Raw genomic sequence first — 15,234 nt, 5'->3', positions numbered from 1 at the left:
TGCCATGAGCTCCGTCTATGATTATTCCGGTTCAATACAAGGAGAATGTAATGACTAACAACTTAATTAAAATCTCTCTCATTGTGGCATCGCTGGCATCACCGATTGCGCATGCTCAATGGATCACAAATACCGAGGATGACCTCTTCTCTGGCGGTAAAAAAGCAATGATGCTCGGATCGCTTACATCGTCCAGTGGTGCAATTATTTTTGATTGCACAAAGGAAAAATTAACTGCGTCCTACGTAGAGGAGGATAAATCATCTGATGAAGTTCCCAATCTATCAACGGACCTAATCATTAAAGTAGATGGAAACGCAGCAACAAAACTGGATGCCAGTCTTTCGAGAAGAAACGCCCAAAGCCTCCAGATTAAATCTGAGGACTCAGAAAACATTACTCAACTACTTAAACAACTTCAGGGCGCAAAATCGAAGGTGTTGGTTGGTGTACAGACAAAAGATGGGGGTAACCAGAGTTCATTTTCTGCCGATGTTTCCGGTTCAACCGCAGCTGTGAACAATTTTATTAAAGCCTGCGAAATCACCCTGTAATCTCTCCGGTCAACTGGGGAAGTAATTCCCCTTTTCATTTTGCTGTTCTGATGGCTTCTGCTATCGCCTGATTAAGAGCAGACGGTAGCAGTGCATTCGCCATAGTGTTAGCACGGTCCATATAGCCCAACGTAGGTTTGACCGGAAGCGCATCACCAAACCGGATGAGAAGTTTTGGCGCCCGCTGTTTGACTCTATCCCTGCGCGATCCATTCGGTGAACGCTTCGCCCTCTTTTTCCCTTTTTTTGTTTTTGCTTTTCTGCGCTGCCAGACAGCATTAACACCGCCAACATCACCGATGAAGGTATTTGGCTTTGCTTTGAGCTGCGAGAGTTTATTGCGTGGCAGGTTGCCGTATTTATTCAGCTTAATGTTTTTAGGGTTGAGCAAAACGCTACCACTGAGTTTGTGTTCACCACCGAACTCAAACGGTTCCAGGTATCCAGCGGCAGTATCACGGACGAATACCTTCGCCCGAAGATTATTTTTCTTTGCGCCGACTGAACCAACTGATTTCACAGTGAATGGCGTTGGGTTTTCAAGGTGACGATCGAAAGCCGTTCTCTGCGCCGCCTCAATCTGACGTACAACCTTTGTCATGGCCTGCGCTGTCGCAAACGGGATCTGCTTTTGTAGTTGCCGTAGTTGACTGGATAAATCTTTTAGTGTTGCCATATCAGTTACTACCTAGATATTGGGTTTTTACTTCTCGTTAATCCTTGGTAATGTAACAATTCAGCCCACCAGTGGTGGGACGCTGGTGCACCATCGATAAAGGGGGATGGCTGATTACCTCTGGTAAGGAATGGAAATGTCTTACATTCATAGCCGTAAGTGGGTCGATTCCGGGAGCATTGTATCAGTGCAGTGCTCACACCAAATCAACGTATTAGTCATGGATGATACAAACTTCAGCAAATACAAGCATGGACAGAGTGCACGGGTTTATGGTGGATTTTACACTCACTTTCCTGCGAATATTTCAGTTCCTAATTCAGGAAACTGGAATATTATTCTGGCCCTGCCTCCAGGACATAGAGCAAACATCAACTACTCAATTAACATAATCGGGTAGCAGTAATTGAGCCTTTGCCTGATATAGAGCATCTTCAAGGACAGCAATAATTTGTTTCTGCGTGCCGTCCTTTACATAATTGGTACAGGCAATACCTCCAAGCGTCTCTGAATCACGCATCCAGATAGTTTCACCGTTTTGTTCAATGATAACTTTCATGATTTATTTACCTTTTAGTTGCGATGAAAAATCCTTATCACAGGCACTCAGTGAATGCCTGCTGTAATGCCTCAGCAGTCAGCATCGGGACGCGATACAGCGCGACATGCCCACATGCAGGCTTCCTGCATTTTTGTGCGCGCAATAGCTAAACAACGCAAAGCTTCTACTCTATCTGTTTCGGCCTGGCTGCCACGCTCGACAACTTCAGCCGCAGCTACTTCGCGCTCAGTATCGATAAGATTGCAGAAGTGACGGCTGACGCCCTTGAGGCGGTTCATGCGCTCAATATCACTGGTGCTGCCGTCCTGCGGTTTTGCTTCGCTCATTTAGTTGCCTCATTAGTTAAAACCCCGCGAGTGCGAGAGTGACAGAGTGCCGTTATGCCGGGCCATCGCCTATTGTCATTCAGAAGCTTTCCGGATGTTTGTGAAGAAAATCGCCACATTGTCTGGCGGTCGCTGTCCGGGATGTGTTCTGCCAACACGCTTTGTCAATTCGGTTTCCAGCTATTGCTACATATTCCGCTTCTCGCTCAATGCCGATAAACCGAAATCCTTCCAGTACAGCGGCTTTACCTGTGCTGCCACTGCCCATGAACGGGTCAAGCACAGTGCCACCGGGCGGTGTAACGAGACGGCACAGGTAACGCATCAGGTCGGTGGGTTTTACTGTGGGGTGATGATTCTGCTGTGGTGACGGAATGCCGCCGCCATCGGTGTTTTTGCGGCTTTCACTGACCCAGTCATCATCAACGCTGCGATGTAACGGCATGCCTTCCAGTCCTTCATTGCGGTCTTTGCGGCTGGCTTTGGCACAATAAAAGAACCGGACCGAATTCCCCGGAAGCATAGAAACCACTTCATCGCTGCCATCATGAATAAGATTGGATGGCCAGCGTCCCTGGTCACGAATAACGGTTTCAGTACCCTCAACAAAACCCTTCACAAACCCATTTCGTTCAGCCCGTGGCTGGCTGCTGTTTGTCCACGAACCCTCTGCCCCCACCCGACACCCGTCAATATTCAGTGCGCCGGTGCCATGCGCCAGCACGTTAGCCGCTACGGTGCCTTTGAATGGCTTACGGGCAACGGTTATCGGCTCCAGTGCAGGCTTCAGAGCTGTGCCCCAGCCTTCCCGTTCACCTTTAAGGTTATGAGACTTCGGGAAGCCACTCCCGTAAACCCACGCAATCATGTCGCGGATTTCAAAGCCCGCATCCTCAATACGAACTGCCATGCGGTGCTGGGTTCTGGTTCCGGCGAAAGCCAGCAGATGACTGCCGGGTTTGAGTACACGAAAACACTCTTCCCAGATGTCCTGTGATGGCACGTCGTAGTCCCACTTTTTACCCATGAAGCTCAGTCCATATGGCGGGTCAGTGACGATGCTGTCCACAGAGTTGTCAGCCAGACCGCGAAGGACATTAAGGCAGTCGCCGTGGTGAAGATGGATATCTGACATTGAGATTTCTCTGAGGTAATAAAAAACCCCGCTATTGCGAGGCAATTATTTGAGGCACTGCGTGTTGATGTACTCCTGAAGTGCTCTCAGGGCTGTTTGGTCTTGCTTGATGCCGGATCTGATACCGAGAACGTTTCGTCCAGCAATGTCAGAGAGTTCGACGGTGGCATCATCGCCCATGCTGGAGGTGACGGCGGTCTTGGTTGCGGCTGACACTGGACACTTGCCTTTGACGAGCACCCGGCCACCATTATCAAGCTTGCGCTGCAGAGCATCATTTTCAGTTTTTGCATCTGCCAACTCCTTCGTGTATTTGGCATCCAGCGCGGCAACATCGCGTTGCCGGGTTGTCATGTCGGTGATGGTGGCATTCGCCAGGGCGAGTTTCTCAGTGGCTTTATCGAGCTGGTCTTTATAGGCGATGGCGTTGCCGCGGTAGTGATTAACAGCCCAGCCAAGAGATACGATGATGCAGACTACAAAAGCGATGATGATTGCGGTTAACCTGCTCATTTCTGGCTCCAGGTGCAAACCTCATACTCGACATCGCGACGATTCATCAGGCCTTTCCACTTCTTACCGCCGGCATACACCCAACGCTTTAATTCTGCGCATGCCGCTGCGTATTCTTTGGTATTGAGTTTTTTCAGCAGTGTTGAGTTGATGGCCGCAGAAGCGCCAACGTTGTACGCGAAAGAGTAAATCGCTGCTCGTTGAGTTTCAGTAGTCGGCACTTTGATATGTGGATCAACCTGCGCGGCAATACGCGTTAAATCTCTCCGGGTTAGAGCATCGCATTCCTTATCGGTATACCGCTTTCCGGGGATTATGTCGGATCCGGTGTGGCCATCGCAGACAGTCAGCACTCCGACAACATCTCGGTAGGCCACATACTCGCGCCCCTCGATCCCATCATTTCCGGATAGCATCATGGTGGCAATTGCGATCGCCCCGCCACCGATACTGGCAGCAATTTTATTTCGCAAGGTGCTGTTCATCAGATTTCCTTCGGGGCCTTCTGTCCGAGATCGGCGAGGACTTTAGCTGTAGCCGATGGGTTGCTTGAGTCGGTCTTGTTCAGAATGTCCTGCAGTATCTTCGTGCGCTTCATTTGCTCACGCTTATTGAGCCTGTACGTCAGGACGCCGAGGATAATGCTGAACGCGACGCCAATGATGAAGCCCCAGTCCTGCAATGACAGGCTGGCAAAGAAAGCCGCAAGACCAGCGCTGCCGTATGTCGCGTTGCTGTATCTTTCGTCCATCTTCATAGTCTCTCTCCTCGCGGTAAATGCGGGAGCTGTGTGTTGTAGGGTCAGGCTTCACTGGCTGGATTTATCAACAAAGCACGCAGTGAGTGATAGCCGTGAGCCTGAAATGAAAAAGGCCGCCGGATGGCAGCCTGTATATGATGAATATCTACTTTTTACTTAGTTAACAACCGTTGTCGCTTCTTTATATGCGTCACTAGTGCCATGGTTTTCTATATCAACCAAACCTTTTTCTGGATCGATGAAAAAGCATTTCGTTCTTGATGACTGCGCTTCAGAGGCAGCTTCACATCCTGAAAGGGTTTTGAAAACACCTATGACCTCACTGCTTACTTCGTTAGCCGTAAGAGTGAAAATTAACGCCAGGGCATACATAGCGCATCCTTATCTGTATTTTCGTAAAAATCCTAAAAGCTACAAGATTATTCCCAATGTGAGGCTGTAAGGCAAGATTTAGTTGACGTTCTTTTACACAGAAGGCAGGAGGCAGGAGGCATTCATCATTATGATTTCAACCTGCGAGTTCTTTTGTTACGTTCCATCAATAAGACAGCCTTCATAGGGGAGCAGCAGCAACATTCGGCTGAGCACTGGATGTGCGGTCGACAGGACTGATTGTGCGATTCAGTTAAATATCTAACATCCAGTGCTCATGCGAATGTGCTTTCCGTACAGTCAGGACTGGGATTAACCCACCAGCGCTATCAGATGAGCTATTGATGGTTTGCCCGATGTGCCTGTGGCGGTTAAGATTGTGGTGCCGGGTGCCTCCCGGTGAAACGTCGACTTGGCTCAAAGTTCCGCATGCTTCTCCAGCTTAAGAACCACCAGTTATACCACTCTGCACAGGGGGTCATCATTTGCTGAGTTTTATTGTTTCACTAACAAAATATTCAAATAAAGTTTAGGACAATTTCATAAGAGCGTTGTACATCATTGCACGATGGCAAGGTTTTAACATCAAAAACTGGCTCAGAATGAAAGATTTCACATAAACTTAAAGCAACATCATTTTAAAAAAGATCGAGTAATCAAATGAATAAAATAAAAAAAATGAGTCTGATTTTAAGTTTTGCGCTCTACGGTTGCGTAGTTGCGGATATGGATTCAAGTAATTACAGGTATCCACCCTACGTCCAGACGTTCCAGAAACCTCAAAGCATGGGGCATACCGATGTCCAGCAGCGCAGGAAAGACTTGTATGCCTGCGGAGTATCGAAATCACACCCGCTTCACTCCTGGGATGAAACATTCCGAAGAAATAGCCTGGATGGAGAGAGCATGGAACAACATGATGAACGCATTTTCAAACTTGAAAATTGTATGGAGGCAAAAGGTTACAAGATTTTTGATCACAGTTCATGTGGGCCACTAAAAAAACCAAGTGGTAAATGCAATTAACCCGCTTCACCTCAACCACGTCGATGCCGTTGCTTTGACCGCCGGAACATTCACGACAAGGCCAGTTGAGGGAACGGGCTAGCAACCAAAGAAAGCGGCCTCTGCGCAAGCGCCTGCAGGTTGGGTAATGAGCCGCCGCCAGTGAGACGTGTATAAGAAAAACCCCGCCGAATGGCAGGGTTCATAATCAGTTTCATTTGGATGTACGTATCCATGATTAGAAGCATACAGGACGGTTTTATGCAAAGTCAATGCTAACGTGCAAAAAATCGTCGCTATCTTTTCCGATCGTGTTAATAACTGGTAGCCTTCTCAAATTCTGATGCTGCATGGCGCTCTCCTTTGTGCAACACGTCCACCAGCATTTCATAGAATGGCTTCCAGTTGCGAGACCAGGATGATTGGTGGAGGTCCGGCAGACGTTTAACGATAGCCCGGTGAACGGCGGCAGAAGACACCCTTGAATACCCCTCACCACTGCAACGCTCACAGATTTTAAACACCGGCGCACCACGCTCTTTTGTAGCAATACGGTCGAGCACTTCACCTTTACCGCCGCAACGACAACGAGCGCTTATAGTTCCCTTGCCGTCGCACGCCTCACATACTACTGGCACAATCTCTGTAACCTCTGTCCATTGCTCCCAGTCTGACGGACGAACGGCGCGAGAGCGACTGGCCCAGTATGGCGCTTTACCCCATGGGTAAGACACTTTGCGGATTGTCCTGGTCGCCGTGACGCGCCCGGAACCATTACAATTGTGACACGTCGCGCTGGTGGCCGCCGAGCGGGAATATTCAGCAAAGGCAAACTGCGCCAGTACCAGCATGCACCAGCCAAACTCAGTACCCGCTGCTTTGCGCACATTTTTCGGTGCAACGTCCATCGCGTGACGCGCCAGCGCCTGAACCGCCAGCTGCTCATCCGCCTTACTGATCCCCGCCTTACCGAAGAAAGCAGCCAGGCCGAATCGTGCACGGCTGCTGGTGGTGCCGATGGCCGCCATAACATCAGTGCCGGTTATCCGATCCGGAGAGGTGCCTTTCACGTTGTCGCTGATGTGCATACCCTGAGGGCTGAAATGTTTGAGTGATGTTTCCAGTTTCATTATGCGGCCCTCTCGATTGAAGAAATTAAAATCTGCCCGGTTTCACCCCAGACCTTAGTGACGCGAAAGTCCCAGATATGCGCATCATCACCGAATAAGGCATCCATCAGCGCTTTAATCATGTTGTCGGCATCTGGTTTCTGCTGGTGGGCCTGTCCTTTCATGGCGGTGCGTTTCTTCTGGCTCCAGCTTTTTGGCATTGGTAATACGAATATGATGTGGCTACCCGCTTCCGGCATAACAACCTTGTTCATCCTGACTTCATCACAGAACGCCCGGTAACGCATAACTGCTGGTCGCGATTTCCATTTGTCGGCCCGGGTCATTCGGGGCTTGCCCATCGGGGTAATATTAAAAATCTGCATGGCCAGTCTGATTACCTTTTGAATAGCGTCGCGGTTGTGATTTAGGCATCGGTGCTGATTTTCGTTTTGCTTCTTCCTGGTCGATTGGCAGGAAATGCCCGTTGTAGAAGCGCCGATATACCGTCCCAAGAACACCGTTGCGCTGTTTGGTGATGTTGATTTCCGCAATCCCCTTTGCAGGAGATTCAGGGTTATAGACTTCGTCGCGATAGAGCATCATGATAATGTCAGCGTCCTGCTCGATTTCGCCGGAGTTCTTCAGGTCTGAGTTCATAGGGCGCTTGTTCGGTCTGGATTCAACCCCACGCGAAAGCTGACTCAAAGCTAAAACAGGTGTCCGGTTTGTTTTGGCGAGTCGCTTTAGCCCCTTCGACAACTCACCCACAGCCAGGTCATAGCGCGCCGAACTCTGAATCTTGATGAGCAACAGATAATCGATAACCACCAGCGCGATTTCCGGATGAGCTATCTGGTGGTTGGTTGCCGTTTGCTGGATCTGCTCAAGCGTCAGATCTGTGGCATCTACCATCCACACACTTCTGCCCGTCAGGCGACCAACACCGGTTGAAAGTCGCGCCCAGTCTTCATCCTGGAATTTTGCTACCTCTTTGAGTCGGGATACCGACATACCACCAGCAGCTGACACCATGCGCTCACCAATCTGGATATTTGCCATTTCCATACTAAAAAACAGTACGCCATGTCCCTGCTCTGAAACCTTGTCGATAATATCCAGCGCCAGTTCTGTTTTTCCCATCGATGGTCGTGCGGCAATGAAGACCAGATCGGTTGGCTCAATCCCTCCGGTTTTCGCGTCCAGTTCGTCAATCCCGGTAAGCAAGGGTTTTGCTGCATCCAGCCCCTGGTGTCTGGCATCTGCACGCTCGACAACGGCCGTGAGTACCTCGTCGATGTGTACGGGCTGAACGGTATCGGGAGTAAGAGAAATTGCGGCCATGGCATCCTGGGCACTTTTCAGGGCCTCGACAGCGCAATCACCGTTGGACGCATTGCGGATCCCCGCCAGTGCCTTTTCAATCACCATCTCAGCATCCCGGACGGCGGCATTACGCTCCAGTGTGGAAACGTAATAAGTCAGAGCTGACTTTGCCCAGGTGATACGGCTGGATTCAAGGATGGTTGCGCTGTGCTCTGGCATGGTTTCGCAAAGCAGCAATGGGTCTGTCACTCCGGTACCGCGAGCCTGCCGACAGATGCCGGAATAAATTTCACGGTACTGACGGACCGAGAATGCGCTCGCCGGCAGGCGGGAAAGAATGCCCAGAACCTCAGGATCGGTATTTCGCAGAAAAATAGCGCCAATTACCGCACCTTCCAGATCATCGTTTTTCCATACCGGCATCATCAGGCAGCCACTCCACCAGCAATCGCACGATAGCTTCCCCAGCCAAATGCGAGACGGTTACGTCCGCCATCAGTCACACGATCCACGATACGTTCGCCAATTGACTCTTTGAGTTGCTCAAAGGTCAGGTTACTTATCAGGATTGTAGGAAGTACGCTCTCATATCGGGCGTTGACAACCTCCTGCAGGATAGTCATTTCGGTCGGACTACCAAACTGAACGCCCACCTCATCGATAATCAGCAGATCCAGTGATGCAAAACGCTCAATAACGTCTTCTTCGGTACTTTCAGCACCGTGGCGCCACGTGTTTTTCACGGCCCGGGTCAGACGCATAACGTCGGTGATTTCCACACTTGCAAGGTGATTGCGGATGATGCTTTTTGCCATGGATATGGCCAGATGATTTTTCCCGGTGCCACAATTTCCCGTCATGACGAGCCCGGTTCCAGCCTTCAGGCGATCTGGCCAACTGGTAGTGTACCGCTGACAGGCCGCGAGATTTTTGGCAGCATCCTGATTGACAGCCTGGTAGTTAGCAAATTCACATGCTTCAAAGCGTCGCGCAATCCCGGCATTGTCCATCAGATCAGCCACGCGTAATTCACGCAGACCAGATTCGATGTCAGCAAGTTCCTCTTTCACGCACTCCGGGCACCGGGAATGTTTAACATTTTCGGCGCCACGAAACGCTTTTCCAGTGAGCGACATGCGCTCATATTCGCCATGCTTTTCGCAGGAGACGGTACGGACTTCGCCTGACTCCCAGTTTCCCCACTGCCACGGTTTTTTATGTTCTACAGCAAACGCCAGTTCTTCACGAAGTCCTTCACGTTTCGCCAGCAGTGAATCCCTTTCTTCGCGTTGTTTGATGTTCAGCATTGTATTTCCCCTTGTCACCAGTTGCAGTCTGATTGGCCGTAATCCTGTTCACTGAAGCCAGATACCGGAAGCGCACTGCAACGCCCACCTCCGGGAGCGGATGGAGTTTGCCAGGCTTCTTCGAAATGGCGATCGGGTCCAAAGAACGTTGCCGCCTGCTTGACGTACTGCGTGCCAGCACTGCCCGTTACTTTGACGTAGGCCGCATAGCGCTTAACGCCTGCCAGCATGTCTCCAGGTTTAGCGTCCTCTTTCAGGCGGGCTTTCCAGGCTTTGTAGGCCGCTGCTTTTGAATTTCCACCAGCGCGTTTGGGGTATGCCTGCCAGGCTTCTTCAAACTCTGGTGAATAAACATCCCTGGAAGAGCGCTTTGGTGCAGGAGCGTCAGCGGATGCACCAGTGTTTGTATTCTCTGAAGTAATCTCTGTTGTAATCTCTGTAGGATCGAAATGGGATTCTCCCGACTCGCGGCGAGGGTTTTCCCGAGTTCGCGGCGAAGGGTTTTCCTGTTTCCCGAAATCGGCTTTTCCCTCTTCCCGAAATCGGGATTTCCCACTTCGGGAAAGACTGTTGTTTTCATTGATAATTTCATCAAGGCGATCGCAATCGACAAGGAAGTACACTTTGTGCTCAAGGCGCTTGTGCGTCTCTTTAAGAATGCCACGAGAAACAAGCTGCTTACGGGCTGTAGCCTGCTGGTCAAACGTCAGACCGGTCTCGGATTCGATAGCCTCACGGGTCTTGTGAACCCCTTCTTCGGCATGCGCTTTGTCCTGCCAGTAGAATATCTGGCTGAAAAAAATCACTGCGTGCGGGCTACCCATGACTTTCACGAGTCCGGGGTAATAGGCTACCGGGCGGCCAAAATCCAGTAACAGATCGGAGGGGCGCATTATTTCTTCTCCTGCAGAAGGTTCATCAGGTCAGTTTCGTGGGTATACTGACCGTCCCATGATTTTTTCATTGGAAGCTCGCCGTTCAGGTAATGACGGTAAAGCCAGGCTGCGCCTTTGCGTTTCAGGATCGGTCTGTAGATATCACGCATCTCGCCGTCTTCCTGCTCAACCTGACCCGAGCGCTCGGTGAGGTACTGATCGCGGGCGTAATGCTTGACGCGCCAGCGCGGGTTTTTAGCTTCCGGGCGATCGTCAAATAGCCAGTTCCGGTCTTCCAGAAAGGCGTTAATCTTGCGTGTATTGACACCGTTAAGCTGCTTACAGAACTGCACTGGTGTAATGCCTTCAGCAAGGTGGTTTTCGAGCTTATTGATATAGCGCGCCTGACGCTCGACGTAACCAATAGCAAGACGCTCAGCTTTTCTTGCTTCAATCCAAGCCTCAGCGGCAGCAATAGGATCGTCGAAGTTTGGCAGTCCGGCGGGGTTTGGTATCAGCTTACCGGAGCGGAAATCGATAAAGGTTTGGTTAACGTCAAGCTGAAAATCAGCACTAATCCATCCGGCATAGGACACTGCAATCAGCTCGTGCGCGTAGGTGCCAGGACTAGTGCCGCCGTTAACCACGTCGATCACTTTCTGAGCAGACTGCAAATATGCAGTCTGAAACTTTTTCAATAACTTAGACTCAAGCTCCGCAATAAGCTCTTTAGCTTGCTTGGTGCGTAACCACTGATTCGGAGCCTTGTTGTCACTTTCACCACTTGCCCGGTGCAGGCAGTTCAGACTGAATCGCCCAGCGGCATCCGTAGTGATTTCAACACCTGCAATAACAGGTAGGCTTTCAACATTAACACTTGAAACGTTCGGATGTTTATTGGTATTGTTTTGCATGGAATGATTCCTCGCAGTGTTATTCCGCAGATATGCAAGCAAGGCAAGAACAGGCCCGGTTGAGCACGCCCTCATCCGGGCTTTTTCTTTGCGGCTCTCTGCTCTGCTGTAGTCGTCTGTCCTTTAGCCCATTGGCGCGCGTAGTAAAGACAGTCGTCATACACCCTGCCTTTGCGGGTTGCCTGCGACACCTGGCGGTAGTGGTCAACGCCGACCAGCCCCGTTACTTTATTCGAACCCCTTATACTAGGGGTGTTAGCCAGCCAGACCCGGCATGATTACTGCCCCCAGTCGTCCATGATCCGGGGGGTGATGTCACCGGGTCTGGTGGGGCGCTGGTAACCGCTAATAGGGGCTAGGTCAGGCACTTTATGCCGGGACCGTCTGTAACGTGGATGCCGGTACCTGCTCCCCGAGGTTATCTGGTTAACCCGTATAAACAGGGAGACAGAATGACCGAATCCAGCGATTACGAATCAGTCCAGGTCTTTATTGGCGTTGATGTCGGTAAAGATACCCATCACGCCGTTGCCGTTAATCGTTCAGGTAAACGCCTGTTCGACAAAGCATTACCCAACGACGAAAACAAACTCAGAGCGCTGGTATCTGACCTGAAACAACATGGTCAGATACTGCTGGTTGTTGACCAGCCTGCCACCATCGGTGCGTTACCCGTCGCCGTTGCCCGTTCTGAAGGTGTCCTTGTCGGATACCTCCCCGGGCTGGCAATGCGCCGTATCGCCGACTTACATGCCGGTGAAGCCAAAACCGATGCTCGTGATGCAGCCATCATCGCCGAAGCTGCCCGTACTCTGCCTCACGCGCTACGCACTCTGAAGCTGGCTGACGAGCAAATCGCCGAGCTCTCCATGCTCTGTGGCTTCGATGATGATCTTGCTGCACAGACAACGCAGGCCAGCAACCGTATCCGCGGTCTCCTGACACAGATACATCCGGCACTGGAGCGCGTTATCGGTCCGCGACTGGATCACCCGGCAGTACTCGATCTTCTCCAGAGATATCCCTCACCCGATAAACTTGCTTCGCTGGGTGAGAAGAAACTGGCAACCCAGCTCTGCAAACTCGCGCCCCGTCTGGGAAAGCGCCTTGCTACAGATATCACCCAGGCACTAACACAGCAAACCGTCGTCGTTCCCGGCACGAATGCCGCTGTCGTCGTTCTGCCACGCCTGGCACTCCAGCTCATCACGCTGCGTAAGCAAAGAGACGAGGTGGCCCTTGAGGTGGAACAGCGGGTTCTTGCTCACCCTCTTTACCCGGTCCTGACCAGCATGCCCGGAGTCGGTGTCAGGACCGCAGCCAGACTCCTCACAGAGGTCGCCTGCCGCGCCTTCGCCTCTGCCGCACATCTCGCTGCTTATGCTGGCCTTGCGCCGGTAACCCGGCGCTCCGGTTCGTCAATACGTGGCGAACACCCATCAAGGCGAGGCAATAAAACCCTCAAACGGGCGCTGTTCCTGTCGGCCTTCGCGGCGCTAAGAGATCCGCTCTCCAGGGCTTACTACACACGCAAAATGAGGCAGGGAAAGCGACACAATCAGGCACTTATCGCCCTGGCAAGACGACGCTGTGACGTTCTGTTCGCCATGATGCGTGACGGTACTTTTTATACCCCTGCGGCATCATAAACATGCTTGACAACTTTATAGGGGCACCCCCCTGACACACCTGCTCGGGAAATCCCTCCACCGCCAGCTGCGCGGCGATATGTTTCTGTATGAAATGAGTTGGGTTCACGTTTACCACCTCTCCGCGATAAGTTTTTTCCAATACCAGGCATCCCGGTATGCGACCTCAAAGCCATGGCGAATCTTCATATCCAGAAACCACGAACGCTGTTCCCACAACTGCCACTGAAGAGGCTTAATCCTCCTCGGCAAGCACAAAATGGATAACATTCCCATAACAGGCGCTTTCGGTAGTCGCCCTTTCGGGATATGCTGACGCCAGTCGCGGCGAATATTTGCGCGCATACAGAGATAAGCCCCTGAGTGAAAAACAACCGCAAAAGCAGATAACTGAATCAAAAGGAGTTGCCAGAATTTATGGGAAATATCTGGATTGAGCTTGTGTTTATGTTTAACACCAACCCGGCACTCATTACTTTCATGTGGACACTGGTGTCTTTCAGCTTTGGGTTGTGGTACGGCGATAAGCGAGCTCTCTCCCGGTACCGGCTTGATAAATTCAATGCGATTTCCGACCCGATTGAACTTTTCCTTACCGCCGAACTGGAGAGATTGAGGCAAGGTAAAGTTGTTATTGTGCAACGGCAATTTGACTTCAATGCACTGAGCCCTCACCTCCCAAATCGACATCGCCAGCCCTATAAACAGGCAGTTGATGACTATCTTGATGCCCTTCATGCCAACGTTAAGCAGGACAAAACGACAGGAGCCGTTACCAGAATTCCTGACATTCCCGCCGCTATTGATGCCGTGGAAAGACTGCTTAAATACGCGAAACATCGTTAATTGCTGTGACATGTCACACCTCTGCGCTTGGGTGTGGGAAAAGCTTTGGTTTATCTGGTCTCAACTCATGGGCAGGAATCCCAGTCAAAGCTGCAACATCAGGGACATGATCCACCCCAACAACACCAACCTTTCTCCAGCGAGAAACAGATGGTTGTTTGACACCTATTGCGCGGGCTAAAGCATTAACCCCGCCAGCAGCATCAATAGCTCGTTCAATTGCTGATTTCATTTTTTTTTACCCGCTTCATTTGATTGCTATCGATAAATAATAGCAATTGCTATTTGAATGAGCAATAGACTTGTTTATCATGCGAGGCTAAAATGCGATAGCGGAGGCTATAAAAATGCAAGAGAGTAAACTTAAGACGCTAGCTGACAGACTTAACTATGCGATGAGTGAGATGGGGATGAGCCAAGGGCAATTAGCCAAAGCAGCAGATATGGCGCAACCAACTATATGGCGCATAACATCAGGCAATGCCAGAGGAACAACAAAAATCGTTGAAATAGCGAATGCTCTGGGTGTTCGCTCGGAGTGGTTGTCAACCGGAACTGGGCCGATGAGGGCTGACGCCCAACAACCAACTTCCATAACTACCAACAAAACAGACCCAGACATCTTCAGAGTTGACGTACTAGATCTCACGGTTAGTGCGGGGCCAGGAATAATTAACAGCGAATTCGTGGAAGTATTACGCTCCGTGGAGTACTCAGTTGAAGATGCGCGTCAAATGTTTAATGGCCGAAAACAGGAACAGATACGCATCATCAACGTTCGTGGCGATAGCATGTCTGGAACAATTGAGCCTGGAGACCTGCTTTTCGTCGATATAAGCGTTCAGCACTTTGATGGTGACGGCATTTACGCGTTCATATACGACGATACGTCGCATGTTAAGCGTTTACAAAAGATGAAAGATAAGCTTTTGGTCATCTCCGACAATCATACCTATCGCCCATGGGACCCGATCGAGAAAGAGGAGATGAACAAAATATTCATATTTGGAAAGGTGATCGGTAGCATGCCACAGACGTACAGAAAGCATGGGTAAACCAGTGCAAAGACAATGAAGTTTTCAGCAACAAAAGTGAATAGTTACCAACCCGGCCACCGTTCCGGGTTTTTATTTACCTCCATCGCATCCTCTTCAGCATCCCGCGGGCATTGCTTTTGAATAGTATAGCCAGCGGATCTATACGTGGAATCCAGGCAACTCATAATCGCATAACACCTAATTCCCCTCCCTTTAGTTATCAGGACTGATCCCCTGCACTTTCACAGCATTGTCCGCCACCTAAATT

Annotated in this window: 21 protein-coding genes; 5 read left to right on the top strand and 16 right to left on the bottom strand. The window is 50.6% G+C overall.

Going from position 1 to position 15,234, the window contains the following annotated elements; translation table 11 throughout:
* The first annotated feature begins 50 nt into the window (after positions 1 to 50).
* Positions 51 to 554 carry a hypothetical protein gene (locus tag WM46_RS03255; RefSeq protein WP_102601416.1) on the top strand — a complete coding sequence of 168 codons (504 nt, stop codon included), beginning with the start codon at positions 51 to 53 and terminating at the stop codon, positions 552 to 554.
* 34 nt (positions 555 to 588) lie between these two features.
* Here the strand turns inward: WM46_RS03255 and WM46_RS03250 are convergent, their stop codons facing one another.
* Complete coding sequence (locus WM46_RS03250) at positions 589 to 1,230, bottom strand: hypothetical protein (RefSeq protein WP_102601415.1); 642 nt, start codon at positions 1,228 to 1,230, stop codon at positions 589 to 591.
* 130 nt (positions 1,231 to 1,360) lie between these two features.
* Here WM46_RS03250 and WM46_RS03245 point away from each other — a divergent pair, with 130 nt between their 5' ends.
* Positions 1,361 to 1,630: a DUF1883 domain-containing protein gene (locus tag WM46_RS03245; protein ID WP_316245627.1), complete on the top strand. Its 270-nt coding sequence runs from the start codon at positions 1,361 to 1,363 to the stop codon at positions 1,628 to 1,630.
* On the opposite strand, the gene WM46_RS03240 is transcribed toward WM46_RS03245, so the two are convergent.
* The 7 genes from WM46_RS03240 to WM46_RS03210 form a co-directional block, all read right to left on the bottom strand.
* Entirely contained in the window at positions 1,610 to 1,789 is a 180-nt protein-coding gene (locus WM46_RS03240; RefSeq protein WP_102601413.1) for an Rrf2 family transcriptional regulator, read from the bottom strand. The two genes, WM46_RS03245 and WM46_RS03240, sit on opposite strands and share 21 nt — an antisense overlap.
* 71 nt (positions 1,790 to 1,860) lie before the next feature.
* On the bottom strand, positions 1,861 to 2,118 hold the full coding sequence (locus tag WM46_RS03235; RefSeq protein WP_102601412.1) for a hypothetical protein: 258 nt from the start codon (positions 2,116 to 2,118) through the stop codon (positions 1,861 to 1,863).
* A 79-nt stretch (positions 2,119 to 2,197) separates the two neighbouring features.
* Positions 2,198 to 3,253, bottom strand: a complete 1,056-nt coding sequence (locus tag WM46_RS03230) for a DNA-methyltransferase (protein WP_102601411.1) — start codon at positions 3,251 to 3,253, stop codon at positions 2,198 to 2,200.
* A 45-nt stretch (positions 3,254 to 3,298) separates the two neighbouring features.
* Entirely contained in the window at positions 3,299 to 3,766 is a 468-nt protein-coding gene (locus WM46_RS03225; RefSeq protein WP_102601410.1) for a lysis protein, read from the bottom strand.
* Positions 3,763 to 4,251, bottom strand: a complete 489-nt coding sequence (locus tag WM46_RS03220) for a lysozyme (RefSeq protein WP_102601409.1) — start codon at positions 4,249 to 4,251, stop codon at positions 3,763 to 3,765. Before WM46_RS03220 ends, WM46_RS03225 begins: the two co-directional genes overlap by 4 nt.
* Positions 4,251 to 4,523 carry a hypothetical protein gene (locus WM46_RS03215; RefSeq protein ID WP_048224292.1) on the bottom strand — a complete coding sequence of 91 codons (273 nt, stop codon included), beginning with the start codon at positions 4,521 to 4,523 and terminating at the stop codon, positions 4,251 to 4,253. Before WM46_RS03215 ends, WM46_RS03220 begins: the two co-directional genes overlap by 1 nt.
* A gap of 159 nt (positions 4,524 to 4,682) precedes the next feature.
* A complete protein-coding gene (locus tag WM46_RS03210; RefSeq protein ID WP_102601408.1) occupies positions 4,683 to 4,898 on the bottom strand; it encodes a hypothetical protein in 216 nt (71 codons plus the stop codon).
* 660 nt (positions 4,899 to 5,558) lie between these two features.
* Between WM46_RS03210 and WM46_RS03205 the strand changes: the two genes are divergently transcribed.
* Complete coding sequence (locus WM46_RS03205) at positions 5,559 to 5,924, top strand: hypothetical protein (RefSeq protein WP_102601407.1); 366 nt, start codon at positions 5,559 to 5,561, stop codon at positions 5,922 to 5,924.
* Positions 5,925 to 6,217: 293 nt separating this feature from the next.
* On the opposite strand, the gene WM46_RS03200 is transcribed toward WM46_RS03205, so the two are convergent.
* From WM46_RS03200 to WM46_RS03175, 6 genes are read right to left on the bottom strand one after another with little or no spacing between them, the layout of a single operon-like run.
* Positions 6,218 to 7,033, bottom strand: a complete 816-nt coding sequence (locus tag WM46_RS03200) for an antitermination protein (RefSeq protein ID WP_102601406.1) — start codon at positions 7,031 to 7,033, stop codon at positions 6,218 to 6,220.
* On the bottom strand, positions 7,033 to 7,398 hold the full coding sequence (locus tag WM46_RS03195; protein WP_102601405.1) for a RusA family crossover junction endodeoxyribonuclease: 366 nt from the start codon (positions 7,396 to 7,398) through the stop codon (positions 7,033 to 7,035). Before WM46_RS03195 ends, WM46_RS03200 begins: the two co-directional genes overlap by 1 nt.
* The gene (locus WM46_RS03190; protein WP_187394437.1) at positions 7,385 to 8,764 is read right to left on the bottom strand and encodes a replicative DNA helicase; all 1,380 of its coding nucleotides are present in this window, start codon (positions 8,762 to 8,764) and stop codon (positions 7,385 to 7,387) included. Before WM46_RS03190 ends, WM46_RS03195 begins: the two co-directional genes overlap by 14 nt.
* Complete coding sequence (locus tag WM46_RS03185) at positions 8,764 to 9,645, bottom strand: ATP-binding protein (protein ID WP_102601403.1); 882 nt, start codon at positions 9,643 to 9,645, stop codon at positions 8,764 to 8,766. Before WM46_RS03185 ends, WM46_RS03190 begins: the two co-directional genes overlap by 1 nt.
* A gap of 14 nt (positions 9,646 to 9,659) precedes the next feature.
* Positions 9,660 to 10,538 carry a DNA-binding protein gene (locus tag WM46_RS03180; RefSeq protein WP_102601402.1) on the bottom strand — a complete coding sequence of 293 codons (879 nt, stop codon included), beginning with the start codon at positions 10,536 to 10,538 and terminating at the stop codon, positions 9,660 to 9,662.
* Positions 10,538 to 11,434, bottom strand: coding sequence for a KilA-N domain-containing protein (locus WM46_RS03175; RefSeq protein WP_102601401.1), 897 nt, complete (start codon positions 11,432 to 11,434; stop codon positions 10,538 to 10,540). Before WM46_RS03175 ends, WM46_RS03180 begins: the two co-directional genes overlap by 1 nt.
* 452 nt (positions 11,435 to 11,886) lie before the next feature.
* On the opposite strand from WM46_RS03175, the gene WM46_RS03170 reads away from it, so the two are divergent.
* On the top strand, positions 11,887 to 13,083 hold the full coding sequence (locus WM46_RS03170; protein ID WP_102601400.1) for an IS110 family transposase: 1,197 nt from the start codon (positions 11,887 to 11,889) through the stop codon (positions 13,081 to 13,083).
* A 111-nt stretch (positions 13,084 to 13,194) separates the two neighbouring features.
* Here the strand turns inward: WM46_RS03170 and WM46_RS03165 are convergent, their stop codons facing one another.
* A complete protein-coding gene (locus WM46_RS03165) occupies positions 13,195 to 13,941 on the bottom strand; it encodes a hypothetical protein (protein ID WP_102601399.1) in 747 nt (248 codons plus the stop codon).
* Between the two features lies 1 nt (position 13,942).
* Positions 13,943 to 14,161, bottom strand: coding sequence for a transcriptional regulator (locus tag WM46_RS03160; RefSeq protein WP_102601398.1), 219 nt, complete (start codon positions 14,159 to 14,161; stop codon positions 13,943 to 13,945).
* A gap of 115 nt (positions 14,162 to 14,276) precedes the next feature.
* On the opposite strand from WM46_RS03160, the gene WM46_RS03155 reads away from it, so the two are divergent.
* Entirely contained in the window at positions 14,277 to 14,984 is a 708-nt protein-coding gene (locus tag WM46_RS03155) for an XRE family transcriptional regulator (RefSeq protein ID WP_102601397.1), read from the top strand.
* Positions 14,985 to 15,234: the final 250 nt, after the last annotated feature.

Source organism: Citrobacter freundii complex sp. CFNIH2 (genome assembly GCF_002880615.1).
Taxonomy (GTDB): domain Bacteria; phylum Pseudomonadota; class Gammaproteobacteria; order Enterobacterales; family Enterobacteriaceae; genus Citrobacter_A; species Citrobacter_A amalonaticus_F.
This window is presented reverse-complemented; position numbering and strand designations above follow the sequence as displayed.

What these genes read in the sequence shown, in the direction of transcription:
- WM46_RS03220 (WP_102601409.1), bottom strand. Translation starts at nt 4,251, where the DNA reads ATGAACAGCACCTTGCGAAATAAAATTGCTGCCAGTATCGGTGGCGGG.
- WM46_RS03160 (WP_102601398.1), bottom strand. Translation starts at nt 14,161, where the DNA reads ATGAAATCAGCAATTGAACGAGCTATTGATGCTGCTGGCGGGGTTAAT.
- WM46_RS03240 (WP_102601413.1), bottom strand. Translation starts at nt 1,789, where the DNA reads ATGAAAGTTATCATTGAACAAAACGGTGAAACTATCTGGATGCGTGAT.
- WM46_RS03230 (WP_102601411.1), bottom strand. Translation starts at nt 3,253, where the DNA reads ATGTCAGATATCCATCTTCACCACGGCGACTGCCTTAATGTCCTTCGC.
- WM46_RS03200 (WP_102601406.1), bottom strand. Translation starts at nt 7,033, where the DNA reads ATGAAACTGGAAACATCACTCAAACATTTCAGCCCTCAGGGTATGCAC.
- WM46_RS03255 (WP_102601416.1), top strand. Translation starts at nt 51, where the DNA reads ATGACTAACAACTTAATTAAAATCTCTCTCATTGTGGCATCGCTGGCA.
- WM46_RS03250 (WP_102601415.1), bottom strand. Translation starts at nt 1,230, where the DNA reads ATGGCAACACTAAAAGATTTATCCAGTCAACTACGGCAACTACAAAAG.
- WM46_RS03175 (WP_102601401.1), bottom strand. Translation starts at nt 11,434, where the DNA reads ATGCAAAACAATACCAATAAACATCCGAACGTTTCAAGTGTTAATGTT.
- WM46_RS03245 (WP_316245627.1), top strand. Translation starts at nt 1,361, where the DNA reads ATGGAAATGTCTTACATTCATAGCCGTAAGTGGGTCGATTCCGGGAGC.
- WM46_RS03210 (WP_102601408.1), bottom strand. Translation starts at nt 4,898, where the DNA reads ATGTATGCCCTGGCGTTAATTTTCACTCTTACGGCTAACGAAGTAAGC.
- WM46_RS03180 (WP_102601402.1), bottom strand. Translation starts at nt 10,538, where the DNA reads ATGCGCCCCTCCGATCTGTTACTGGATTTTGGCCGCCCGGTAGCCTAT.
- WM46_RS03165 (WP_102601399.1), bottom strand. Translation starts at nt 13,941, where the DNA reads ATGTCACAGCAATTAACGATGTTTCGCGTATTTAAGCAGTCTTTCCAC.
- WM46_RS03215 (WP_048224292.1), bottom strand. Translation starts at nt 4,523, where the DNA reads ATGAAGATGGACGAAAGATACAGCAACGCGACATACGGCAGCGCTGGT.
- WM46_RS03235 (WP_102601412.1), bottom strand. Translation starts at nt 2,118, where the DNA reads ATGAGCGAAGCAAAACCGCAGGACGGCAGCACCAGTGATATTGAGCGC.
- WM46_RS03190 (WP_187394437.1), bottom strand. Translation starts at nt 8,764, where the DNA reads ATGATGCCGGTATGGAAAAACGATGATCTGGAAGGTGCGGTAATTGGC.
- WM46_RS03225 (WP_102601410.1), bottom strand. Translation starts at nt 3,766, where the DNA reads ATGAGCAGGTTAACCGCAATCATCATCGCTTTTGTAGTCTGCATCATC.
- WM46_RS03155 (WP_102601397.1), top strand. Translation starts at nt 14,277, where the DNA reads ATGCAAGAGAGTAAACTTAAGACGCTAGCTGACAGACTTAACTATGCG.
- WM46_RS03205 (WP_102601407.1), top strand. Translation starts at nt 5,559, where the DNA reads ATGAATAAAATAAAAAAAATGAGTCTGATTTTAAGTTTTGCGCTCTAC.
- WM46_RS03185 (WP_102601403.1), bottom strand. Translation starts at nt 9,645, where the DNA reads ATGCTGAACATCAAACAACGCGAAGAAAGGGATTCACTGCTGGCGAAA.
- WM46_RS03195 (WP_102601405.1), bottom strand. Translation starts at nt 7,398, where the DNA reads ATGCAGATTTTTAATATTACCCCGATGGGCAAGCCCCGAATGACCCGG.
- WM46_RS03170 (WP_102601400.1), top strand. Translation starts at nt 11,887, where the DNA reads ATGACCGAATCCAGCGATTACGAATCAGTCCAGGTCTTTATTGGCGTT.